General features: G+C 41.5%; 24 protein-coding genes and 1 pseudogene. 4 read left to right on the top strand and 21 right to left on the bottom strand.

Annotated elements, in window-relative coordinates; translation table 11 throughout:
- Positions 1-101 precede the first annotated feature (101 nt).
- From FD27_RS04660 to rpsO, 3 genes are all read right to left on the bottom strand, one after another.
- Positions 102-1,001 (bottom strand): hypothetical protein, encoded by a 900-nt coding sequence (locus FD27_RS04660; protein WP_057750278.1) that lies wholly within the window; start codon positions 999-1,001, stop codon positions 102-104.
- A 71-nt stretch (positions 1,002-1,072) separates the two neighbouring features.
- Complete coding sequence (locus FD27_RS04655; RefSeq protein ID WP_057750275.1) at positions 1,073-2,863, bottom strand: ribonuclease J; 1,791 nt, start codon at positions 2,861-2,863, stop codon at positions 1,073-1,075.
- Positions 2,864-3,023: 160 nt separating this feature from the next.
- Positions 3,024-3,293 carry a 30S ribosomal protein S15 gene (gene rpsO / locus FD27_RS04650; RefSeq protein ID WP_057750272.1) on the bottom strand — a complete coding sequence of 90 codons (270 nt, stop codon included), beginning with the start codon at positions 3,291-3,293 and terminating at the stop codon, positions 3,024-3,026.
- 242 nt (positions 3,294-3,535) lie between these two features.
- Between rpsO and rpsT the strand changes: the two genes are divergently transcribed.
- Complete coding sequence (gene rpsT, locus FD27_RS04645) at positions 3,536-3,790, top strand: 30S ribosomal protein S20 (RefSeq protein WP_057750269.1); 255 nt, start codon at positions 3,536-3,538, stop codon at positions 3,788-3,790.
- A 91-nt stretch (positions 3,791-3,881) separates the two neighbouring features.
- Here the strand turns inward: rpsT and holA are convergent, their stop codons facing one another.
- The 16 genes and pseudogenes from holA to pdhA form a co-directional block, all read right to left on the bottom strand.
- Entirely contained in the window at positions 3,882-4,910 is a 1,029-nt protein-coding gene (gene holA, locus FD27_RS04640; protein ID WP_057750266.1) for a DNA polymerase III subunit delta, read from the bottom strand.
- The gene (locus FD27_RS04635; protein ID WP_057750263.1) at positions 4,880-7,075 is read right to left on the bottom strand and encodes a DNA internalization-related competence protein ComEC/Rec2; all 2,196 of its coding nucleotides are present in this window, start codon (positions 7,073-7,075) and stop codon (positions 4,880-4,882) included. The genes holA and FD27_RS04635 overlap by 31 nt, the downstream gene beginning before the upstream one ends.
- Positions 7,076-7,152: 77 nt before the next feature.
- On the bottom strand, positions 7,153-7,638 hold the full coding sequence (locus FD27_RS04630; protein ID WP_057750261.1) for a ComE operon protein 2: 486 nt from the start codon (positions 7,636-7,638) through the stop codon (positions 7,153-7,155).
- Positions 7,639-7,712: 74 nt separating this feature from the next.
- Complete coding sequence (locus FD27_RS04625) at positions 7,713-8,330, bottom strand: helix-hairpin-helix domain-containing protein (protein ID WP_057750258.1); 618 nt, start codon at positions 8,328-8,330, stop codon at positions 7,713-7,715.
- An 85-nt stretch (positions 8,331-8,415) separates the two neighbouring features.
- Entirely contained in the window at positions 8,416-9,462 is a 1,047-nt protein-coding gene (locus FD27_RS04620) for a SepM family pheromone-processing serine protease (RefSeq protein ID WP_057750255.1), read from the bottom strand.
- The gene (coaD, locus tag FD27_RS04615) at positions 9,446-9,967 is read right to left on the bottom strand and encodes a pantetheine-phosphate adenylyltransferase (protein WP_057750254.1); all 522 of its coding nucleotides are present in this window, start codon (positions 9,965-9,967) and stop codon (positions 9,446-9,448) included. The genes FD27_RS04620 and coaD overlap by 17 nt, the downstream gene beginning before the upstream one ends.
- A gap of 2 nt (positions 9,968-9,969) precedes the next feature.
- Complete coding sequence (gene rsmD, locus FD27_RS04610) at positions 9,970-10,533, bottom strand: 16S rRNA (guanine(966)-N(2))-methyltransferase RsmD (RefSeq protein WP_057750251.1); 564 nt, start codon at positions 10,531-10,533, stop codon at positions 9,970-9,972.
- Positions 10,534-10,535: 2 nt separating this feature from the next.
- Entirely contained in the window at positions 10,536-10,814 is a 279-nt protein-coding gene (locus tag FD27_RS04605; protein ID WP_057750249.1) for a DUF2129 domain-containing protein, read from the bottom strand.
- Positions 10,771-12,032 (bottom strand): annotated as a pseudogene (locus FD27_RS04600) (FtsW/RodA/SpoVE family cell cycle protein). The gene FD27_RS04605 and the pseudogene FD27_RS04600 overlap by 44 nt, the downstream one beginning before the upstream one ends.
- A gap of 129 nt (positions 12,033-12,161) precedes the next feature.
- Positions 12,162-14,006: a translational GTPase TypA gene (gene typA / locus FD27_RS04595; protein WP_057750247.1), complete on the bottom strand. Its 1,845-nt coding sequence runs from the start codon at positions 14,004-14,006 to the stop codon at positions 12,162-12,164.
- 103 nt (positions 14,007-14,109) lie between these two features.
- Entirely contained in the window at positions 14,110-14,904 is a 795-nt protein-coding gene (locus tag FD27_RS04590) for an inositol monophosphatase family protein (RefSeq protein ID WP_413230744.1), read from the bottom strand.
- Positions 14,888-15,178, bottom strand: coding sequence for a UPF0223 family protein (locus tag FD27_RS04585; RefSeq protein ID WP_057750244.1), 291 nt, complete (start codon positions 15,176-15,178; stop codon positions 14,888-14,890). Before FD27_RS04585 ends, FD27_RS04590 begins: the two co-directional genes overlap by 17 nt.
- Positions 15,179-15,277: 99 nt before the next feature.
- Complete coding sequence (gene lpdA, locus FD27_RS04580) at positions 15,278-16,720, bottom strand: dihydrolipoyl dehydrogenase (protein ID WP_057750242.1); 1,443 nt, start codon at positions 16,718-16,720, stop codon at positions 15,278-15,280.
- Between the two features lie 6 nt (positions 16,721-16,726).
- Positions 16,727-18,055: a 2-oxo acid dehydrogenase subunit E2 gene (locus FD27_RS04575; RefSeq protein ID WP_057750239.1), complete on the bottom strand. Its 1,329-nt coding sequence runs from the start codon at positions 18,053-18,055 to the stop codon at positions 16,727-16,729.
- Positions 18,056-18,100: 45 nt separating this feature from the next.
- Positions 18,101-19,078: an alpha-ketoacid dehydrogenase subunit beta gene (locus tag FD27_RS04570; RefSeq protein WP_057750237.1), complete on the bottom strand. Its 978-nt coding sequence runs from the start codon at positions 19,076-19,078 to the stop codon at positions 18,101-18,103.
- 2 nt (positions 19,079-19,080) lie between these two features.
- Positions 19,081-20,187, bottom strand: a complete 1,107-nt coding sequence (pdhA, locus tag FD27_RS04565; protein WP_057750234.1) for a pyruvate dehydrogenase (acetyl-transferring) E1 component subunit alpha — start codon at positions 20,185-20,187, stop codon at positions 19,081-19,083.
- A gap of 273 nt (positions 20,188-20,460) precedes the next feature.
- Between pdhA and def the strand changes: the two genes are divergently transcribed.
- Positions 20,461-21,021: a peptide deformylase gene (def, locus tag FD27_RS04560; RefSeq protein ID WP_057750231.1), complete on the top strand. Its 561-nt coding sequence runs from the start codon at positions 20,461-20,463 to the stop codon at positions 21,019-21,021.
- A gap of 88 nt (positions 21,022-21,109) precedes the next feature.
- On the opposite strand, the gene FD27_RS04555 is transcribed toward def, so the two are convergent.
- Entirely contained in the window at positions 21,110-21,595 is a 486-nt protein-coding gene (locus FD27_RS04555) for a hypothetical protein (protein ID WP_057750228.1), read from the bottom strand.
- A 126-nt stretch (positions 21,596-21,721) separates the two neighbouring features.
- Between FD27_RS04555 and FD27_RS04550 the strand changes: the two genes are divergently transcribed.
- Both FD27_RS04550 and FD27_RS04545 read left to right on the top strand, forming a co-directional pair.
- Positions 21,722-21,934 (top strand): DNA-directed RNA polymerase subunit epsilon, encoded by a 213-nt coding sequence (locus FD27_RS04550; protein WP_057750225.1) that lies wholly within the window; start codon positions 21,722-21,724, stop codon positions 21,932-21,934.
- A 79-nt stretch (positions 21,935-22,013) separates the two neighbouring features.
- On the top strand, positions 22,014-22,961 hold the full coding sequence (locus FD27_RS04545) for a diacylglycerol/lipid kinase family protein (RefSeq protein ID WP_057750222.1): 948 nt from the start codon (positions 22,014-22,016) through the stop codon (positions 22,959-22,961).
- Positions 22,962-23,060: 99 nt separating this feature from the next.
- Here the strand turns inward: FD27_RS04545 and FD27_RS04540 are convergent.
- Positions 23,061-24,538: C40 family peptidase (locus FD27_RS04540; protein ID WP_057750218.1), on the bottom strand; the 1,478-nt coding region annotated here is incomplete at its 5' end.

The raw sequence follows: 24,538 nt of genomic DNA, 5'->3' as shown, positions 1-24,538 counted from the left end.
ACTTCTTTTCGCCAATGAAAAGATTAATCACATGGCTCTCAAGAAGAATTCTTTAACATGATATCAACTATCTTTGAATTTGTAAATGAGTTTATTCGACTTTAGTTGATTTTTTCAATAATTTGATTGATTTTACGCTGCCACTGTTGTTCACCGGCAGAATTGGTTGGCATTGGTTCGCCTAACATCAAACTTTTTAATACCTGAACCCACTTGTCTGGCTGCTGGATAATCTGATTGGCAATTGGCACTAATAGAATGGCTTGAAGATCAAGCTGCTGACTTAAAGTCTTCAATAACTGGGGATTAGTATTGGTGAATTGCCGTTCAATAATATTTCGACATTGTTTAATGGCAGTTGCCTGATACGCCGATGGACAATTTGCTGGAACAATGTGATGCTCCTCATCATCAATCGTTAGCATTACAACTTCCCTCTCCCATCGTAATTGTTGAAGAATATTTAATAATTCAGAACGCACGAATGGGTTAGTAAAGGGATCACGAAGTAAGAACTGACACCCCACCATAAAATCTGGTAGTGGTAACTGATCTGCACTCGCAAGCCGCTGCTGTTGTTCCGCTAAAGAACAGTCTCCCAAATGGTAAAACGTGCGTAGCTGATTGTGAATCGTTAAGTGAAACTTTTGCCGATATTCAGTTTCAGCATTTTTAACTAATGTTTTGGCCTGTGGACGAATTGTTGCAGGTAGTTGATTAATAATCATTCGCCCCGAAATGTAATGATTAACTGCCAAATAGATATTAATAATTAGCAAGCCATTATGTACATCAATTGCTGAATCTGGAAAGTGAAGCACGGCATGGTAAGCTTCCTGAAATCTTTTTGCCAGGTATAGTGTACGCGCCGCTTTAAATGTTATTTGGGGATCATCAACCTGCTCACTAAGGTCATTCCAACAATCTGCTGCCCTTGTCCAATCCTGATTGTGTTCAAACTTTTCCGCCTCGTGGGCAATTTTTATTTGTTCCTCATTCATGTCATTCACTCCTGCGGTTTCTTGCTAGGTAAATATCAAAAGGACTGGGCACAATCCCAGTCCTTATAATACTATTTGTCCTTATTATCTTGATGATGCTTACGACCCCGACCGCGTCCTTGATGACGCTGCTTCTGCTTTTTAGTAGGCTGCGTATTTTCCTTCTTATTGTTTGAATGACTATTGTTACGACGATGAGCGTGCTGATTAACTTCCATAATAACCGGCAGGATCACTGGATGCCGTTTGGTCTGATCAAACAAGAATCGATTAAGCTTCTCGCGGACACTTTGCTTAAGGTGGCCCCAATCAAATTCTTTTTCCGCCAAGTTTTCTTCAACCACTTTTTCAACCAAATCAGCACTTTGCTTCATCAGTTGACGATTGGTTTTAACAAAGACAAAGCCCCGCGACGTAATCTGTGGACGGGCAACAATCTTTTTATTCTTCCGATCAATAGTGGCGACAACAACAAAAATTCCATCTTCAGAGAGAACCCGACGATCACGCAGGACAATATTTCCAATGTCACCAATACCTGTTCCATCAATCATAGTATTAGCAACATCAATATGTTCACCCACGTGGAAGGTACCGTTCTTATAAGTCAGAACGTCGCCCTTATTCAACAGGAAGATATGATCAGCAGGGATACCAACTTCTTCAGCTAGTTCAGCATGACGATCTAGCAGACGATATTCACCCTGGATTGGGACAAAAAACTTTGGCTTCATAAAGTTGAGCATCAATTGTTCATTATCCTGGTTAGCATGACCAGACGGATTAAGATCATCAGAAATAAACTTAACCTCAGCACCGGTCCGATAAATCATATCCTTAGTCTTCTGAACCTCAGTTTCCTGTGCATACGATGGCGTTGTGGTGACAAATACTAAATCATCTTCCGTTAAATGGAGGTTGGCGTTATCACCATTGGCAATTTGCTGCAATGATTTAATTGGTTCCCCCATCTTACCAGTTTCCAAGATCACTACCTGATTAGGATCAAGCTTATCAGCCTCTTTCATACTAATAAGAAGATCGTTTGGCAGCTTCAGCTTACCTAATTGCATTGCAGTATCAATGATTTGCTCAATATCTTCACCAGACAACACAATCTTCCGATTAACAGCCACAGCCGCATTAATAATTTGCTGGACCCGCATGATATTTGATGCTACAGAAGCAACAATAATCCGACCGCTTTGGTACTTGAAAGTTTCTTTGATATATTCGCCAATATCTTTTTCACGAGCAGAAGCACCAGTGATGCCAGCACCAGCAGAATCACTCATCAAAAGCAAAACACCTTGTGAGCCAATCTCAGCTAATCTCGCTAAATCTGTTTGGTACCCTTTCGTTGCGGTTTGATCAAATTTGAAGTCACCAGTATAAACGATGTTGCCTTGCTTTGTCTCCAAGACAATACCCAAAGTGTCGGGAATAGTATGCGTGGTGGAGAAGAAAGATACGGTGACGTCATCAAAATCAATGGCCGTGCTCTCATCAACAACATGGAAGTTATTAAACTTTTTAACTTCTTTATGACTCTTGACCGCTAATTTAGCAAGAGCAATCGTCATTTCACTACCAAAGACTGGAACATTGAAATCCATTAAGAAATATGGCAAAGCCCCAATTGCATCAGCATGTCCGTGTGTCAGAAAAACACCCACAATATCGTTTTTACGTTGCTTTAAATATTCCCAATCAGGGATAACGACATCGATCCCCATCAAATCATTTTCTGGGTATTTTAATCCCACATCTAAAATGAAAATTTGATGACCAATTTCAACAGCATACATATTTTTCCCGTTTTCGCGAACCCCGCCAAACGGAATTACTTTTACATTACTCATTCAAAGAGCTCCTTTAGTTTTTTATTCACTTGATTGTTGTGATTAATTTATACGTGCATAAAACGCTAATAACATCTTAACACACAAGTTAGGAGCAATGAAACTAATCGAAGAATAAAAAAACACCCGTCCCAGAAAGGACGAGTATAAATTTGATGAATTATCGACGAAGACCTAACTTCTTGATCAATTCACGGTATGCATCCAAGTCAGTCCGACGTAAGTATGCTAACAGATTACGACGGTGACCAATCTTCTTCATCAAACCACGTTGTGAGTGGTAGTCATGCTTGTGAGTACGGAGGTGTTCGTTCAGTTCGTTAATGTCAGCAGTTAATACAGCGACTTGAACTTGAGTTGAACCAGTGTCACCTTCGTGAGTAGCAAATTCCTTGATGATTTGATCTTTACGTTCTTTTGAAATAGCCATGTGATTTCCCACCTTTCAAATTTATAGTCCGCCTAGTTCTAAGTATTACGTCGGTGAGGATCGTAAAACTGAGAAGAGGCAAATGGTTAAGTAACCTCAAGTAATATACCTAATTTTAGAATAAATTGCAAGCTCCTTTCCCGAAATAATTGTTTCCTATTGCATTGGCATCAACTCTTTTGTATAATGACAAATGTTGAAAATTCTGGTCAACTTAATATTGGGTAATGGAGGTGAAACTCATGCCAATCATCAAATCAGCAATCGAACGTGTTAAGACTAGCGAAAAGGCCGAAGCACGTAATGCATCCCAATTAAGTAAAATGCGGACTGCTATTAAGAAATTCGACAAGGCTAAGCTTGCCGGTGCCGACAACCTTGACGATCTATACAAAGCTGCTATTTCAGCAATCGACCGCGCCCACTCCAAGGGCTTAATCAAGGCTAACAAGGCTGCTCGTGACAAGTCACGTCTTTCAGCACGTTACGCTAAGTAATAAAAAAGATTAGGCAGTAATTGCCTAGTCTTTTTTTTCATTTGTTAATTAAAAAACGGACCCAGCTTGATGCTGGGTCCGTTTTTGTGCTTTATGAAACCTTTTGCTGGGAATACTGCAACATAAACAACTGGAACATTAACGCTGGATCACGTTGACTAGTTTTCAGCGCCTTCTCAATCTTAATCAACCCCAGGTAAGCATTTTCAAGCGACAGTAATGAAAAGTGCCGCGTCGTTTGCAAACCAAGCTTGACACGATATGGATGGACATGAAGACGACTAGCTAATGTGCCCTGACTTAGTCCCCGCGCATTCAGAACTTTTAACTGAATCAACAAACGAAACTGGCTGACCAGTACGGCATTAATCCGCAGTGGTGGTTCTTGACTATCCAACAGTTGTTGGTATAGAGACAATGACCGTTTTTGATCACGTTTTAAAACAGCCGTCACCAGGTCAAAAACATTATCATCCAATGTTTGCGGGACCAGGTCAATAACATCCTGCTGATTAATTTTTTTACTTTGGTATGCTAATAATTTGAGCTTAGGGAGGTTGGCCGTCATGAGTCCATAATCGGCATTTGTCCGTTGAACTAATGCCTCCAAGGCCGAATTATCTATCTGATAGCCATCCCCAGCCAATTCATCAACCACTTGTTGTTTCGCTTGACGCTCATTTAACGGTGCTGCATCAACTTGAACCGCTTGTTTCTTCAGCACCTTTACTAGTCCCTTCCGCCCATCTAATTTTTCATATGGTGCTAGAAAAACAAGAACTGTACTTGGTTCCGGATTTTGAAGGTATTTTCGTAAGGATGCTAAATCATGATCCACTTTAGCCTTCGATTTTTCGCCAGTTAAGAAATATGGCTTGCTGATTAAGACTAGTCGACGATCACCAAAAAATGGTGCTGACATTGCATCATCAATTGCCATGGCCACCGGTGTCGTTTCCATATCATAGCGGCCCACATTCATAACTTGTTGCTCTTGAGGTATTAACTTTAAAAATAGTTGTTCAGCCTGTTGCAGGAGCACATGCTGAGTTCCTAAAACAAGGTAGATCATCGCCGGTGCTTTAGTTGTTAATTGCTTTTCGAGGGTTTTAATGTCCACGAGAGTTCATCCCCTTTCAATGTAGTAGTCCAATAAGAATACGGACCACAGAATCGATAACGAATCATACCATACTGCTGAGTTGATAATTTCCTAATTCGTAACTGCTGAAGTGTTGATAGTGTCTCCTGATTAGGATGACCATAGCGATTATGGCGGCCTGCGGAAACAATTCCTATTTGTGGATGCAAAGCAGCTAAGTATTTCTTGTTACTCGAAGTCTTACTACCATGATGACCTAACTTAACAACATCCGCTCGCAAACATGGATAACGATGCAAAACTGCTTGTTCACCCTGTTGATCCAGGTCGCCAGAGAAAATAAAACGTAACTTGCCAAAGTGTCCCCACAGGACAAGTGAGTCTTCGTTATTGCCCTTACCTACTGTAAATGGGTGCAGGCATGTTAACCCTGTGGGGAAAGACTGATTAGCAACTACTGGTTTAACGATTGGCGGTTTAGACACCACCTCGATTGATTGATGAACAACCCTCTGCTTCTCCATTCCAGATGGGACAACAACTTCGTTGACTTTGAAATTCTTTATAAAGGACGCCAGGTACCCAATATGGTCAGCATCATGATGACTAAGGTAAATTGTATCAATGCGTTGAATTCCTTTACTCTTTAAGTAATTGACACTTGTCCGTTCTGCCATATTGCTGGCATCAATAGGTCTTGCCCAAGTTGCCTTTGAAAATTGTAATTTCCCACCTGTATCAATTAACGATACTCGGCGATTAAAAGGAGTCCTAATAATGATTGAATCTCCTTGTCCAATATCCACAAAAGCAACTTCCCCCAACGGTTGATAATGAATCATTATAAACACTATTAAATATGTCATACCAAGAGCAAAGTAGCTGAAATGCCAGTGGTGATCAATCGTCAAGCACGTTACCAAAAGTAGTCCAATCGCAACGATTAATGGAGGCTTACCAAACGTTATCATTCCTGGACAAGCACTAACTGTAACTAACACCCTCTGAATACCTAATAAGAGATTATTTGTAATTGATGCCAAGCCAGGTAACAATCGGTAAGTGATTGCACTAATGATAACTGCTGGGAAAACAAAATAAGTAAATAATGGAATCATCACGAAACTGGTAATAAATGTTAACCAGTGCACTTCATAAAGAAAGCTAACAATGGACGGTAAGCTTAACAGATTTAGCGTTAATGACTGCCGAAAGTTACCCCACTCTTTAGGAAATACTTGTAAGCCTAAGGATAGTAAATAAGAGAGCTGCCCACCTAGGCCAAGGAAGATCCATGGATTTATAAATACTCCACCGATAAGGCTGACTGCCCAAGTATCAAGTGCGGACAGTTGGTAGTACTTACGACCAATGAGGTGCGCTTCAGTCATTAAAACAGCCCGAACGAGTCCCACGGATTGTCCACCAATAATTGCGTAAAATGGCAATAATACGATAAGCAGCCACTCACTAGTTTCCCTGGTAATTCGACAATAAGTCAAAATTAAACTAATCCCCGCAACGAGGGCCGACACATGTAATCCTGAAATACAAAATAAATGAATAATACCCAGACGACGAACGCTTTCCTGAAAGTCATGATCTCTTTGCTGGACCGTTTCTCCTAAAATTAGCTGGGCACAATAATTACTTAATGGACTAGGCAGATGCTCAAAATATCGACTGGCTAGCAACCGATAATAATGAACATCTAGCCGGGATAGTTCAACAAGTCTAATATTATCAATCCGTTTTACCAGCAGCTGGTTACTAATACCTTGAGAATAAGAACGCGGACGAAAGTCATGTTGATTAGTATTCGTGGGTGGCATCAACGGTTGCAATTGACCATCGACCGTTATTTGCATATCCATTGTGGAATGTTGCAATTGCTGCACTTGATAGCGGTCACGCAGATAAGCCATGCCAGCAACAGTTTGGTGCATTGAATTATCGCGACCGACAAAAGTAAGACGATTACCGTTAATGTGAAATTGGTCACCAGGAATTGTTACCACGTGTTGACGAACTTCAGTAGTTTGCGTTACCTGTTGTCGGTATAAATGATTCTTTAACCCCCAAGAATAACCTGTTATCACCATCCCCAATAAAAGGCTAATCATGGTCAGATTTCGCTTATCTAATAACAGGATCCGAACAAAGAACCATAGTGAGCCGAGCATTAGCCAAAAATGACCACTGGTAATTACTGTCGCAAGTGATGCGACAAAGAGTGCAGGAAAAACAAGGTAATGTCTAATTACTTGTTTTCTGGATTAATGTATTGATCCAGATTAACCTCTTCTAAAATATTTTGATCTAAATGAATTTGGTGTAGTTGAACATTTTTAAGCTTAATCAAGCGTTTTGCATATTCATCATTGTGGTAGTTACGTAAGTAATTAATTTCTTTAATCCCTGCCTGTAATAGGCTCTTGGTGCACTGCAAGCATGGAAAATCAGTAACATAGAGGCTTGCCCCGTCCGCAGAAACACCAAATTTGGCACACTGCAAAATAGCATTCATTTCTGCATGGATCGTTCTTACACAATGGCCATCCCGCAGGTAGCATCCTTCATCAATACAATGAGTGTCTCCAGATACAGACCCATTATATCCACCCGCAATCACTCGTTTGTCACGGACAAGCACTGCTCCCACGGATAAACGAGTGCAGGTACTACGCGAAGCTAATAATGCGGCTTGCATCATAAAATACTGATCCCAATCAATCCGCTTCTTCATAGTGTCACTCTCCATTCCGAACAATTATTCCTATTACTTTGTAATGTTATCGCAAATTGCTTCTTAATCCAATATCAAACTGATAGTTGTGGTTTTATCTTTTCAACTGTCTTGTCACCAAATCCAGAAATATCTTTTAAATCATCTACACTCTTAAATTGACCATGTTCTTGGCGATACTGAATGATTAAATCAGCCTTCTTATCGCCAATTCCAGTGATCTCACAAAGCTGATTTTTACCAGCGGTATTTATATTAATCTTCGATCCTGTTTCACTACTATTGGCACTACCTGGTGTGCCCAAGTCAGATGTATTAGCCTGTTCGCCAATTTTAGGAATATATAATACCTGTTGGTCAGTTAACTGCTTAGCCAAATTAACCTGTTTCAAGTCAGCATCTGACGTTGGTTTAACGATTTTCAATGCTTCCTCAATTCGAGCATCACGGGATAATCGAATCACTCCGGGATGAATAACCGCCCCTTTAACATCAACATAGATAAATCGCTTAGTTGACTGGGTATCTGGCGAATTACTGACCGAAGAACTGTTAACATCAGACATCTTAGTTGGTGTCACATTATTATGGGACATGCTAGTAAAGAAAAACATAATAATGACTAATAGTGCGCCGCCACTAATTAAAATCCAATGACGATAAGCTAACCAAAGTTCTGATAATTTTTCCATAATTCCTCCCTTCATAACTTAATAAACGAATAAATAGAATTGATTGCACGAAAAAAGCCCGAAAAAATATTTCGAGCTTTAATGCTTAATGTGTTTGCAGATAATGAAGAGCATCGTGGAAAGAGGTAACCGGCACTACCTTCATGTTTGGGTCCACCTTTTTAGCTGTGTTCTTAGCCATTTGGTAATTTGTCTGGTGACCCTCTTCATATTTTAATAATAGTTTATTAGGTTTAACGTACGGAGCAAAGAAAACCTTAGCACCAGCGCGGTGAGCAGCAACTACTTTTTTATCAATTCCGCCAATCTCACCAACAGTACCATCCGGGTTGATTGTCCCTGTTCCAGCAATCTTTTGACCGTGACGTAAATTTTGATTAGTTAGCTGGGAATAGATCTGGAGACTAAACATCAAGCCGCCAGAAGGCCCTCCTAGCTGACCGGGAGTTACCTTCACTGGAATATCTGTTTTGACTTTGACGTTGTCAGTCAATAAAATGCCAATTCCGGCTCGTGAACCAGCAATCCTAACCAGGGGTTTGGTGACGATACGTTGATGACCATTATGAAGATAAGTTACTTGCAGTGGAGTACCAACTTTTCGCTTAGCAATATATTTTTGAAAACCATGGGCAGTATCAAAGTGGTGACCATTTACTTTCGTTATCGTGTCGCCCACTTTAACATACTTCTTAAACTTAGAATGTTTTTGAACCTGAAGAACGTAAATTCCCAAATACTTTTCATGGACTGTTTGATGAGCAGCATGGTAGGCAACGGCAATTGCCTCATTGATCGCACTCTGCATATAAAAATTCTGTAGTTTGTTGAAAGTGGCCCCACTCTGTCCACCAGTCACATCATCAGCACTCTCAATCGAATGATAAGGAGTCACCTTCGCCCATAGGTACGTTGCTGGTCGTGCTTGGGAAAGCATGACTGAAGTAATCATAAAGCTTCCCTTCTGTCGATCCGGATGTCCTTTAATGTGGACATATGATTGAAGATTATCTGCACTACCGGGCCCCTCAATATATGAAGGTAATGGCCAAAATAAAAACCAACCGAGAAATAATACGGCGAATAACGTTAGTGCAATTCGTCGTAAGATTATTTTATCTTGTCTTTTCATTATGTTCCTTTACCTTAAGTAACTTTTTCTCTTTCAAGCGCTGTTTCAATGCTTCATTAATATTCTTTGGCAAGTAAGCCGAAATATCACCACCAGCAGAGGTAACTTCCTTAAGCATACTACTGGACAGGTGCTGGTATTCTGGACGAGCAAGGAAAAAGATAGTTTCACATTGATCATCCAGGAAGTTATTCATTGCTGCAATGTCACGCTCATATTGAAAATCGGTCGTGTTTCGCAAGCCCCGCATTAAGTAATCAGCACCAATGCGATTCATCAAATCGACAGTCAAGCCACTGGTGGTAATAACGGAAACGTTGTCTAGTCCCGACACGGCTTCCTTAATTTGTTCAACCCGTTCATCAACAGTGAACAATGGTTCCTTACTTCTGTTGGTCATCACAGCAACAGCTAATTGATCAAACAAGGCACTTCCCCGCTTAATTAAATCCAGGTGACCAAGAGTTAAAGGATCAAATGACCCAGGGAAAACAGCAATTTTCATATTTACTCATCCTTCTTTCCAAATTGATAAATGGTTAATACGGTAATGCCATAGCTCTGGCAACGAATCTGTTTGAAATATGGTATATCAACTGGCAAGTTAGCATTTTGGTCGGTTTCGGCAACAATGCAGGCATTGTCATTTAATAAACCAAGTTCAGCCATTGTCGTCATATTCTTCACGATTTGCTGTTTAGCATACGGTGGATCTAAATATACCATATCAAAGTGATGGTGGTCATGCGCAAGTCGATAGAGGGCTTTAACAGCATCCATTTTCATCACTGTAAATTTCTTGGGGTGTTTGGTAACCGCAATATTCTTTTTAATTGTTTTAATTGCTTGGTACTGACGGTCGATTAGAAACGCATGTTCAATTCCCCGTGAAACACCTTCAATACTTAAACCACCACTACCAGCAAAGAGGTCGAGGCTGTTGCCACCATCAAAATAGGGACCAATAATATTAAAAAGGGCCTCTTTAACTTTGTCGGTTGTCGGCCGAGTTTTCATTCCTGGAACAGCAACTAAACGGCGACCACCATATTCTCCTGAAATTATTCTCATGACTAATCATCCTCATCATGCATTTTATACAGTCCCGTTTGTTCCAAATCCGTTAACGTTGGATCGAGATCCGGTCGTGCGGACTCCAGGACATGACGCACTGCTCGCAGCTTTTGCAAACGCGTCTTAATGTCTGTTAAATCATCTTGATTAACGTATAGAACGACGTAATGCATCCGTTTAGAGACATAGCGAATGGCCCCATAGTGTTGGAGAGTTCGCACTACTCGCTTACCACTAATATACACAATCAATGCTCGACGTTTTGTCAGTGTAAACATTTCGTACCCCTCCAATCATTAGCCTAGCTGAGTTCTTTGCAATGTGAGACGTTCCTTCTTTTGTTCAATACTGATATTCATAATGATCCCCACCATTGCAGATAAGATAATCATACTTGAACCACCATACGAAATGAATGGGAACGTCACACCAGTAATTGGCAAGAGGCCTAATACCCCACCAATATTGAAGAATGTTTCAATTAAAATAAAGGTTGCTGCTCCATAACATAAGAGCATCTGATAAACAGTCGTGGCGCGTACACCAATTTGAATAATTCGACAAATCATCAACATTAATAAGAGCAGGATGGCAGTTACTCCCACCAAGCCGAGCTCTTCACTAGTAATAGAAATGATAAAATCCGTGTTTGGTTCTGGCAAATACCCCATCTTTTGAACCGAGTTTCCAAGGCCAGCGCCGAAAACACCGCCATTACTAATAGCATAATATGAGTTAACTAATTGACTCCCCGAACCAGTGGCATTACCAAATGGGTTCATAAAAGCGACGAATCGGGCCATCTTGTAACCATGAATTACCCCGCTTTCGACCATCTTTTCAATACCAAAATACCCAATTAATGGGATCAAAAGCAGGATACTAATCCCCGCACTCCATTTAAAGTCGCAGGCGAGTAGCAAGACTCCAAAGATCATCGCATTGATGGCTAATCCCCCAATATCAGGCTGGAGGGCAATCAAGCCAAAACATATAATAATAATTAACCATGGTCCACTTGACTGATGAAAGTCAAGAAAGTGAGCATGACGTGCTTTAATCCGCGCCATCCGGTCTGACAGATACAAAATAAGGTACAGTTTACATACTTCCACTGGTTGAATGTTAATAATCCCTAAATTCAGCCATCCCTTCGCACCGTTAACGGCACGAGAAAAAACCAAAACAATGAAAAGCATCCCAACAACGACAATGGTTGACCACTTTAAAAAGCCCCGGGTACGGTAATGCTTCAGTGAAAAATTAGCCCCAAAGGTAAGAAAACATATCCCCATCAGGACATAAATTGTTTGTTTAATTAAATATGCTAATGGTGAACCGCCATTTTGCATATTGATTGCTGCACTAGCGGAAAAAACCATGACAATACCGACCATACACAACAGTAGGTAAGGCACTAATAAGTAATAATCCCAGTATTGAAAGTTGTGCCAAACCTTTGATAAATGAATTTTTCTCAGATGAATATGTTTCACTAAGCGCACCTACCGTTTTTTCAAAAAGTCTCTTATATTATACACGATCAGTCTAAAAATACCTGGTCCAAGAAGATTTCATTCCGTCTTCGCAAGACCAGGTATTGTATAATTATGATTTAAATTTTGTTACTTCCGAGAAGCAGCACGACGACGCTTAGCAGCCTTTTCACGAGCATTGGTATTCAAGATCTTCTTCCGCAGACGAATATTTTCTGGAGTAACTTCACAGTATTCATCTTCGTTCAAGAATTCCAGTGACTCTTCCAGTGACAAGTGAGTTGGCGTCTTGATATGGGCCATTTCATCAGAACCAGCGGCACGAACGTTGGTCAGGTTCTTACCCTTGGTGATGTTAACAGTAATGTCGTTTTCACGACTGTTTTCACCAACAATCATTCCTTCATAAACTTCCGTACCTGGATCGATAAGCAACTGACCACGACTTTCGATACCCATCATGGCATAAGTAGTAGCTTTGCCGGCATTCATTGAAACCAGCGTACCCTTTTGACGACCAGGGTTCCAGTTCTTGATAACTGGAGCGTACTTTTCAAAGGTGTGAGATAAGATACCATAACCACGAGTCATCGTCATGAATTCAGTAGAATAACCAATCAAGCCCCGCGATGGTGCTAAGAAGATTAACCGGGTCTGACCATTGTCAGAAGGTTCCATGTTCTTCATTTCACCCTTTCGCTTAGAAAGGCTATCAATAACGGCACCCGTGTATTCATCAGGCGTATCAATTTGAACTTCTTCAAATGGTTCGCACATGACACCATCAACTTCACGATAGATAACTTCTGGACGAGAAACAGAAAGTTCATAGCCTTCACGCCGTAAAGTTTCAATTAAGATTGAAAGGTGCAATTCACCACGCCCAGAAACAGTCCAAGCACCTGGGTCATCAGTGTCTTCAACCTTAAGAGAAACATCAGTCTGCATCTCACGCTTCAAACGAGTTTCCAATTGACGGGCAGTGACAAACTTACCTTCCCGACCAGCAAATGGTGAATCATTAGTGCGGAAAGTCATCCGTAACGTAGGTGGATCAATCCGTAGTGGTGTTAATGCTTCTGGATGTTCTGGGTCAGTAACCGTTTCACCGACGTTAATATCTTCCATCCCAGAAACAGCGATTAAGTCACCCGCTTCGGCTTCCTTAATTTCCAAGCGCTTCAAACCGAAGAAACCAAACAGCTTAGTAACACGGAAGTTCTTCTTGGAGCCATCAAGCTTCATCAAAGTAACTGTGTCACCAACCTTGATCTTGCCACGGAAAACACGACCGATTCCGATACGACCAACGAAGTCGTTGTAGTCCAAAATAGCAACTTGGAACTGAAGAGGTTCATCTGAGTTATCGACAGGAGCTGGAATGGTCTTGACGATCGTATCAAAGAGTGGCTTCATAGTGTGCTTCTGAGTGGAAATATCAGAATCATAACTAGAAGTTCCATTCATAGCAGAAGTGTAAATAACTGGGAAGTCCAATTGATCTTCATCGGCACCAAGTTCAATGAAGAGGTCCAAGACCTCGTCCACAACTTCTTCAGGACGAGCCCCTTTCCGGTCAACCTTATTGATAACAACGATTGGAGTTAAGTGTTGTTCCAATGCCTTCTTTAAAACGAAACGAGTCTGTGGCATGGTTCCTTCAAAGGCATCAACAACCAAAAGAACACCATCAACCATCTTCATAACCCGTTCAACTTCACCACCAAAGTCGGCGTGTCCAGGAGTATCCAAGATGTTGATTTGGTACTTACCATACTTAACAGCAGTGTTCTTGGACAAGATAGTAATACCACGTTCACGTTCAATAGCGTTAGTATCCATAGCCCGATCTTGAATTTGGAAGTGTTCAGGCAACGTATCTGATTGTTTTAACATTTCGTTAACCAAAGTAGTCTTACCGTGGTCAACGTGGGCAATAATCGCAATGTTACGAATGTCGTCACGTGATTTCAAAGTTTGATTCTTCCTTTCATCTGAATATATCATCGATATTAGTATACTCTATCCGCGAGGTGTTTTCATAAAAAAACTGCGACCATCGTCACAGTTTGCACAACTATTTAAGCAGCCACCCAATTTCTTGACTAGCCTGTTTTGTTGCTACTAATACAGTGTTAGATGATAACACACTTAATTGCCGGCCGTCAATTGTTTTCACGTCAAGGCCCAGTTCTTCTGCAAACACACGCCCAGCCGCTAAATCCCAAGGCTTTAACCGTGAGATATAAGCACTTAACTGACCAGTAAACACATGAATTAATTCAATGCCGGCGCTACCATACATCCGCAACCCTGCTGCCTGTCTGGCTACATCCTGTAGATTATGGACGTTACTCAATAACAGGTAACGATTAATATCGACCAACCCCTGAGATAACGGTAATTCCACTGGTGCAGACAATTGTTGTCGATTAACAAAAGCTCCATGATGACGCCAGCAGTGATACATATCATCATTCATTACATCAAGAATATAGCCAAGTGTTGCCTGGCCATCAATATACAGCGCCAGCATAATAGCAAAATGATTTCTTTGGCGAACAAAATTCATTGTTCCGTCAATCGGGTCAATAATCCATATATGACCAACTAATGAAGGGGCAATTTGGTGACCATATGACTCTTCCTCACCGATAATCCGAGAATGGGGGTCAATCTTTATTAATTGCTCACGAATGAATTGCTCATTAGCTTTATCAACTGTTGTTACCAGGTCATTTTGGCTCGTTTTAGTGTCCACCGAGAATGGCTTTTGCATTAAAGTTAACGTCCGCTCTCTCAACGATCCAAACATTACTTGAACTGCGCTATCGATTTCCTGTAATTGCTTTTCATCAGCGATCATGTTCATTCAACCTCACTCTTTTGGATGAACCTTCTTGAGCAGCCTTAACAGTTTGATAAATCGAATACCCACTCACTTTTTCAAATTGCCGTGATAATTGTTTTTCTTGCGACTTTGCATTCACGACCGTTTTAAAATTGTGGTAAGCAGTTAACACATCCTCTCGAGGAATACCACCCTCATAAGCTTGTTCTACACAGTTATATAAGTGAATAACAGTATTAATCTCAGCGACTGACCAATCATCAGCCAGCGGATACGTATAACTTGCTCGTGCCATCTTATCACCTCATATTCTCTCATTATTATACCCTATTTAAACAACAAAACGTGCCGCCATTATGACGACACGTTTTGGATTAGATTAAGATGTCTCGGCTTAAATGTGAGTTGGCAAGCCCATTGCCACATCAGCAGCTTCTTGAATAGGTTCATTCAAGGTTGGGTGTGGGTGAATAGTCAAAGCAACATCTTCAACATTCATACCACAGTTAACGATTAATGAAAGCTCACCTGCAAGGGTACTTGCTTCAGGGCCGACAACTTGTGCACCAACGACGTTCTTTTCCTTCTTAGTGTAAATGAAACGAACAAATCCTTCAGGTTCATCAAGTGAAACGGCACGAGCGTTACCTGCGAATGGGAACTGCGCAGTAGCAACTTCGATCCCCTTCTTCTCTGCAGCAGCCTTGGAAAGGCCAACTTCAGCAAGTTCAGGATCAGAGAAGCAAACTGCTGGAACACCAACCCAATCATTAGCAGTGTTCTTGCCAGCAATTGCACCAGCAGCAGTCTTACCTTCAAAGAAGGCCTTGTGAGCCAGGGCAGGCCCTGGAACAATATCACCAACAGCGTAGATATGGTCAACGTTAGTCTTACCTTGTTTATCAACGATAACTTGGTGATGGTCGTTTAACTTAACAGAAGTCATGTCCAAAGCAAAGTTATCAGTATTTGGCTTCCGACCAACAGAAACCATGCAGTAATCTGCCTTGATACTTTGTTCCTTACCATCAACTTCATAAGTTACGGTAACGCTATTGGCATCTTGAGAAGAATTCTTCGCCATGGCATTAGTAATAATGTCAATGCCCTTCTTCTTCAGGTTCTTTTCAACAACCTTAACCATATCTTGGTCAAAGCCACCAAGAATCGTGTTACTACCTTCCAAAATCGTTACGTGTGAACCGAGGTCAGCATATGCACCCGCTAATTCGGTACCGATGTAGCCACCACCGATAACAACGAATTCTTTTGGAATTTCTTTAAGTCCCAAACCACCAGTGGAGTCGATAACTCGACCTTCAAACTTGAAGTTTGGAATTTCAATTGGACGTGAACCAGTAGCCAAGATCAGGTTATTCCACGTGATCTTCTTACCACCATCAAAGTCCATGAATTGCTTTGGACCAGACTTCAGAACACGAAGTTGATGGTCGTTATCCATCATGGCAACCCCATTGATGATTTCTACCTTGTGCTTCTTCAACAGCATCTTAACACCACGGGTCATCCGGTCGACAACTTTGTGTTGCTTCCAATCCTGGGTCTTTGCAAAGTCGATCTTAGCATTCGTCTTATCAATACCATAAGTGCTGGAATTGAGAGTTTGTTGGAAACGGTGACCAGCAGCAATTAATGCTTTAGAAGGAACACATCCAACGTTCAGGCAAACACCACCAAGTCCAGAATGGTTTGGTTCCCCATTGTCTTTTTCAATCAGGGTTACTTTTTGACCAAGTTCGGAAGCACGGATAGCGGCAACATAACCACCAGGGCCACCCCCGATAATTACTGTATCTTTCTTTTCAACATCTGCCATATTAGATTAGCCCTCCATCATTAATAAGTCTGGATCTTCCAGAAGCTTCTTCAAGTAGTTCAAAGCTTCAGTAGCTAAAGCACCATCAATCAAACGGTGATCAACAGTTAATGACAACTTCATGTTGTGGCCAACAACGATTTCGCCATCAGCGTTAACAATTGGTTCAGTAGCAATGGTACCCATACCAAGAATTGCAACTTCTGGTTGGTTGATGATTGGTGTGAACCAGCCACCACGCATTGAACCAATGTTAGAAATGGTAATGCAACCATGAGCCATGCTTTCTGGACTTAACTTGTTGTCTTCAGCAGCTTGTGCATTGTCTGAAATTTCCTTAGCAATTTCGAACATGCTCTTGGAGTCCGCGTTCTTAATGTTAGGGTTGTACAGACCATGATCAGTGCTGGTAGCAATACCAATGTTGTAGTAGTGCTTTTGAACTAATTCTTGAGTACTGTCGTCAATTGAGCTGTTGAATTCTGGGTACTTCTTCATCATGGCAACAATTGCCTTAACAACATAAGGTAAGAATGTCAAGTGAATACCTTGATCAGCAGCAACTGGCTTGTACTTCTTCCGGTTAGCCATAATCTTAGATACTTCGGCGTTAGCGAATACGGTAACCATTGGACTAATATCTGCAGATTCACGCATATTCTTAGCAATAATTTGACGCATCTTGGATAATGGTTCACGAGTTTCGGCATCTTCACCAGCACCAGTGTAAGGCTTAATTGTGTTACCAGATTTAGGAGCAGCGGCAGCAGTAGCACCAGCAGCTGGAGCAGCGGCAGCAGCACCATTAAAGTTGTCGATATCTTCCTTCAATACTTGACCGTGGTTACCACTTGGTTGTACTAAGCTGATGTCAACACCCTTATCACGAGCGTATTGACGAACTGATGGCATGGCCATAACTAACTTGTTAGGTTCAGCTAATGGAGCAACACTACCTTGCTTTGCAGCTGGAGTAGCCGGCTTAGCTGGTGCTTCACTTTCTGCAGGAGCACTTTCTTCTTCAGCTGGAGCTTCATCAGCGGAATCATCAGAAGAACTGGAATCGTCAGTTTCAACGTTGGTGCTTTCGCCATCTTTACCATCATCAATTTCAACCAGGTCGTCACCTTTTTCGACGTGATCGTCTTCCTTGACATCAATCTTAGTAACGGTCCCGTCAACTGGTGATACCAATTGAGTAGTTGACTTATCAGTTTGAATTTCTACTAATGGATCATCAGCCTTAATCTTGTCGCCTTCCTTAACAAGGAATGAGGCAACGTCACCTTCAGTAAGGCCTTCACCCATTTCTGGTAGTCTGAATTTGTATGCCATATTGATTTAACTTCCTTTCTTAATCAGGGTGCCTAAACACGTTGATTAATAGTTGACGTTGTTACGAACTGCTTCTTCGATTTCAGCAGCACGTGGAAGCCATACGTCTTCTGCCATAGGGAATGGATATACAGAGTTAGGAGCAGCTACACGAGCAACTGGAGCGTCCAAGTACATGATAGCCCCTTCAGAAATAGCAGAAGCAACTTGGGCACCAACACCAGCCATCTTTTGAGCTTCTTGAACAACAACTGCGTGGTGAGTCTTCTTCAAGGATTCAAAGATAGTGTCGGTGTCAAGTGGGTAAAGTGAACGAAGGTCAATAACTTCTGCAGAAATATTGTCCTTAGCCAAGTTCTTAGCAGCCTTAACAGCTTCTGGAACCATCCCACCATAAGTAATGATAGATACATCGTTACCTTCTTGAACAACATTAGCCTTGTCCAAAGGAACAGTGTACTTCTTGTCAGGAACTTCACCCTTAACAGAACGGTAAAGACGAAGGTTTTCAAGGAACAGAACTGGGTCATTGTTTTCAATGGCGGAAATTACTAATCCCTTAGCATCGTAAGCTGAACTTGGGGTTACAACACGAAGTCCTGGAATACCAACGAAGAAGTTTTCAAGATCGTCCCCGTGGAGTTCAGCAGTATGAGTACCACCACCGTAAGGGGTACGGATAGTGATTGGCATGTTCTTAGTGCCATCGTATTGGAAACGTACACGTGACATCTGACCAGCCATTGAGTCCATAGCTTCAAAAGTGAAGCCCATGAACTGAATTTCTGGAACTGGACGCCAGCCAGTAGCAGCTAAACCAATTGACATCCCAAGGATACCTGATTCAGCTAATGGAGTACTGAATACACGATCCTTGCCATACTTTGTTTGAAGACCGTTAGTAGCACGGAACACACCACCGTTTTTACCAACATCTTCACCGAAGACCAAGGTCTTAGGATCTTCGTTCAAAGCAATGTCAATACCTTCAGTAATAGCTTTGATATAAGTCTTTTTAGCCATGATTACTTCGACTCCTTTGCTTCGTATTCCTTAATTTGTTCTTTAATGTCAGGGGTAGGAACTTCGAAGGTCCGCTTCAACATGTCAGAAACCTTTTCTGGTTCAACAGAGTCAGCTTCCTTGATAGCCTTCTTGAAGTCTTCCTTGCATTCGTCAGCGTACTTCTTTTCTTCTTCTTCAGACCAGAGGCCCTTCTTAGTTAAGTACTTACGAAGCCGAATCAGAGGGTCTTTATCGAACCAAGGTTTTTCTTCTTCCTTGGTACGGTACCGACTAGGATCGTCACCAGCAGAACTGTGAGCACCGAACCGGTAAGTAAGGGTTTCAATCAAAACAGGACCGTTGCCAGCAGCAGCAAATTCACGTGCTTCCTTGGCAACTTCGTAACATGCTAATACATCCATCCCATCAACTTGAACACCTGGGATACCTGCAGCAACACCCTTTTGAGCAACAGTTTCAGCATGAGTCTGAAGCTTACGTGGGTAAGAAATTGCCCATCCGTTGTTCTGGATGATAAATACGGCTGGTGCTTGGAATGCGCCGGCAAAGTTCATACCTTCGTAAGTATCACCTTGTGAAGAACCACCTTCACCAGTGTAAGCATAAGCAACGGCGTCCTTTTCACCATTCTTCTTGATACCAAGGGCACCACCGGCCATTTCAACCATTTGGGCACCAATGATGATTTGTGGACGCAATGCACGAGCGTCGAACATGTTACCCTTCAAGTGACCCTTTGACCAAAGGTACATTTGAGCAACAGTAGCACCGTGTTGGATTAATTGTGGCAAGTCACGGTATGCAGGGAACAGGAAATCTTGCTTCTTAAATGCGGAAGCGGTACCCATTTCTGAGGCCTCTTCACCCCAAGTAGGAGCATAGAATCCCAGACGACCTTGTTGTGAGAAGCTCATAGTTTGTTCGTGTAATGCACGTTCCCAAACCATTTTCTTCATTAAATCTACTAACAGGTCATCACTGAAATTAGCCATAAGATCCTTGTTAACAACGTTCCCATCGTTATCAAGAATTTGAACAGGCTTTGCGTATGGAGCGCCTTCTTCGGCTTTAATCTTTGCAAAGTCAACAGCTTTGGTATTGGCCATTATAAAACATCCCTTTCCAAATCCAATTAACATCAATGTAAGCGATTGCTTGCTTACTTACATTTTCTAGTATACCCTTTTTTCGTCATAAAACAAGCGCTTTCATAGACTAATCTACGCATTTTTGACTAATAATCCCACTAGTTATGCGCTACCAAACTAATTTTATTAAATTTTTACTTAAAACAACTAGTTTTTAATTTCATGCTTCAGTAGACGAGTGTGATACACTAATGATGTTTAATTAAATTACTTTATATGGAGGAATTCATCGTGTACTTAATGAAAGATATTACGCGTGATGGTAACCCAGTCTTACGTAAACGCGCAGCCAAGGTCGAATTTCCCCTCTCTGAGGAAGATCAAACCCTTGCTAAAAAAATGATGGAATATCTAGAAGTCAGTCAAGACCCCGACCTATGTAAAAAGTATGGTTTGCGTGCCGGCGTCGGGTTAGCAGCTCCTCAGGTTGGTCAATCGAAGCAAATGGCTGCGGTCTTGGTACCACCAACGGAAGAAAACGGTAAGCCTGAATTTAAAGATGTGATTATTAATCCGGTGATTGTTAGTGAATCTGTCCAATATGGAGCATTAACCGAAGGAGAAGGATGTTTATCAGTAGACAAGGACATCCCCGGTTATGTGCCACGCCACGACCGAATCACGCTTCGTTACCAAGATGTTAATGGTGAAACCCATACCGTTCGTTTGAAACACTACCCAGCAATTGTTTGTCAGCATGAAATTGACCACTTACATGGTGTCCTTTTCTATGACCATATTAACAAGCAACACCCGTTTGATGCTCCAGAAGACACGGTAATGATTTCCTAAATAAAAACAAAACAACCAAATGGCACCCAGCGTCCGGTTTAGCCGAGCACTGGGTGCCATTTTTGTCAATATTTAGTTCACAACTATTTTACTTGCTATGTCCATCTAACCGTTTAAGGTCGGCAACATATTCATTCGTAGCCTCATTTAAAATGTAGGCAACATCAATATGTAGTCTCCCCTCATACGTCCACCAATCGGACACCACAAATGTCCGCTTGGCGTTCGGTAAAGTTCGAATGTCTTCCTGCTGTGCATACTGATTAAGCTGATCCTCAATTTGCTTGCGGTTAAATTTCTGATTCATTGAGAGGTCTAACCGCGCTTTTTGACAATCAATGCTATATTCAAAAGCTAATACACCTTTACCCCACACATCCGCAACAATTTCTGAAGACAAGTTGAGTGAGTTGCCTAGCAGATCGCTAATCACTGCATTAACTGCTTGGTCAGTAGTTTGCTGAGCTTGGCGCCTCAGCATGATCGTAGCACGGTTTATCAGTAATCGATGTACAACAACATATAAAACCGCTACAATCACTACCGCGATCACAATTATCCATACTAATGACATCTAATCACTACTTTCCGTTCCAATAATCCTAATTTAATAATACCATGTTAGGTTAAACTGGAACATCACTATTTACTTGTGCTAAAATAACATGAGTACATTAATATATAAGGAGTTTTTGTCAGTATGACTTTTAAAGTATACTATCAACCGGATAAGTCAGCTCGGCCTGTTCGTGAAAACACTCAATCTTTATACCTTGAAGCAGATTCTGAAGCCCAAGCGCTATTATTGGTTGAAGAAAATACCGATTACAATATTGAATTTGTTGAACAACTTGATGACAAGGCTCTCGAATATGAGAAAAAGAACCCTAACTTTAAGTTAACCAAGTTCTAAACAAGAAATTAGCAGCCAATGCCATTTCCAATTGCTTGGCTGCTTTTCTTATTTCTTCACGAAAAGAGGCGCATCCCCCATGCACTATGAAATCATTGTTAACGAAAATGCTGGTAATGGTAACGCTAAGAATGTCTGGTCGACTGTGCAATCCTTACTGGATCAGCTCCAGGTCAGCTATTCAGTCCATTTAACTAATCACCCCCAGCATGAATCTTATATTGCTAACAAGCTGGCTGCACGTAACCTAACCAATACTGTTATCGTCGTGGTTGGCGGTGATGGTACCCTCCATAATACGTTAAATGGTCTTCAAGAACGACAAGTGGATAATGATCAACAAATACCACTAGCTTATATCCCAGCTGGTAGTAGCAACAATTTTGCACGTGGTTATGGTATTTCAATGAAACCCGCCCACGCTCTCCAGCAAATCCTTAGTGCCGACCATGCGTATCAAACAAATATTGGCAAGTATACGGAAGCCATTAAAAATGAACATGGCTACTTCCTTAACAATATTGGAATTGGTTTTGATGCAGCAATCATTAGCCGCAGTAACCATCCTTCAGCTAAGAAACGTTTAAACCGTGCTCACTTAGGGCGGTTCGCTTACTTACGCAAAGCAATTGGCGTCATCTATGATCAACAACCATTCTCATTAATGGTCCAAGCAAATGGGCATCGGGATGCGTATGGCCGTGCGTTTATTGTGGTGGCCACAAATCATCCATTTATTGGTGATGGCTTTCAGGTTATCGATACCGCCAGGATCACTGACCCAGCAATCGATATGGTCGTTTCTGAACGGAAGAACTGGTTACAAACGTTGTGGGTAATCAGGGCATTTGCTCGTGGCAAGCTTAGTCACTCTAAATGGGCACGTCATTACCACGTTCATAAGATCCACTACACTACCACATCACTTGAATTTGGCCAAATTGACGGTGAAGAGATGGGCAACCGTTTTTTTGATTTAACTGTTAGCTCAACAAAATATCCGTTTTATCAAGTACCAGAACAATAAAAAAGTAAGAACGTCTAACATCATTTTATTGCTAGACGTTCTTTTTTAATATAAAAAGCAACCCCACCAAAGCAAGGTTGCTAATTTTTTAGATATGAATTATTTAACTGTTCCCGCAAAGCTTGGCATGAAGTATTGACTAATCTTGTATGTGGAAACATTCGTCCCGGGACGAGCAGCAGCAACATATTGGCCATTACCCGTGTAAATGGCGGTATGGTAAGTTGCACCCTGGTTCCCCCAGAATAACAGATCTCCTGGTTGAGCTTGGCTGACAGCCTTCTTGTTAACGTAACTTTCTAGTGCAACCGTGTTGTGTGGTAAGGACTTACCTTCTGCATTAGCGTAAACATAATCAACAAGTCCAGAACAGTCCATCCCATTCAAGGAACTACCACCCCAAACATAAGGAACACTGTTTGTATTGGCAATCTTAGTAGCCAAACTAACAACAGAACCACTTTGCAAGTTAACATTTTGACCAGCGCCATTGTTATTAGTTTGGTTATTAGTAACTGGTTGCTGGGTTTGATTGTTAGCTTGAGCCTGATTGTTGGCTTGTGATTGAGTGTTATTAGTTTGTGCTTGGCTTGGAACATTTTGAGCAACTTGACCCGTCGTAGCGGCGGTTTGACTATTGGTATTCACAGTTGCTGAACTATTGGTGTTCGCAGTTCCTTGAACACCCTGTGAACCATTCAATTGAACAAATGATTGACCATAGAGTGAAGCTACTTGATCGGCACCTTGAGCGTTAGCAATCGTTGATTGTGATTGCTGAGCGTTAGTGTTGACAATCGTTGACTGAGATTGATGAGTGTTAGTGTTAACATTCAAAGCTTGAGTATTAGTATTTACTGACTGTGAAGCAACATAAGCACTATTAGTAGCAGCAGTAGTAGCGGTATCATTGGTGATTACTGCAGTGGATTGCTGAGCAACTGGTGTTTGAACCGTAGTTGCAGTTAATTGAACTGGGGCAGCTGAACTAGTTTGCTGACTAGCACTGACCGTGGTAACAGTTGAATGATTTGTTACTGGCGCAGTCGTTTGCTTGACTGGTGCTTGACTATTATTAGTAACCCCACCGTGAACAGTTAATTGTTGACCGACATAAATCAAGTCAGGGTTAGTAATGTGGTTCCAAGCCACCAAGTTAGCAACAGAAACATGGAAACGAGCAGCAATACTGCTTAATGTATCACCGGACTTAACCACGTAAGTATCTGCTGTTACATTGCTCTGGCTGGCCTTTTGACCGCTAGGCAAGGTCAATTGTTGACCTGCTTGGATTAAATCAACACTTGAATTCAAGCGCTTGATCGTTGTGCCATTGGCATTCTCTAATGCAGAAGTAGAAACACCATGTTGCTGGGCGATTGACCAAACAGTATCACCATTTTTAACTTGCACTGTGTTGTTAGCACTAACCGTTTCCGCAGACAGTGCAATCACACCTAGCGCACCAAGTGTACCAGCGACTATTCCCTTGGCGGTTGGCCTTTTATGTACCTTTGAAGAGGTCAAGTCCAAAATGTTGGTGTAAATTAAATTCCGCGAATTTATCATTTCACAAG

It is taken from the genome of Limosilactobacillus frumenti DSM 13145 (genome assembly GCF_001436045.1).
GTDB lineage: Bacteria > Bacillota > Bacilli > Lactobacillales > Lactobacillaceae > Limosilactobacillus > Limosilactobacillus frumenti.
The sequence above is the reverse complement of the archived record's forward strand: the minus strand, read 5'-3'. Positions and strand labels throughout refer to the sequence as shown.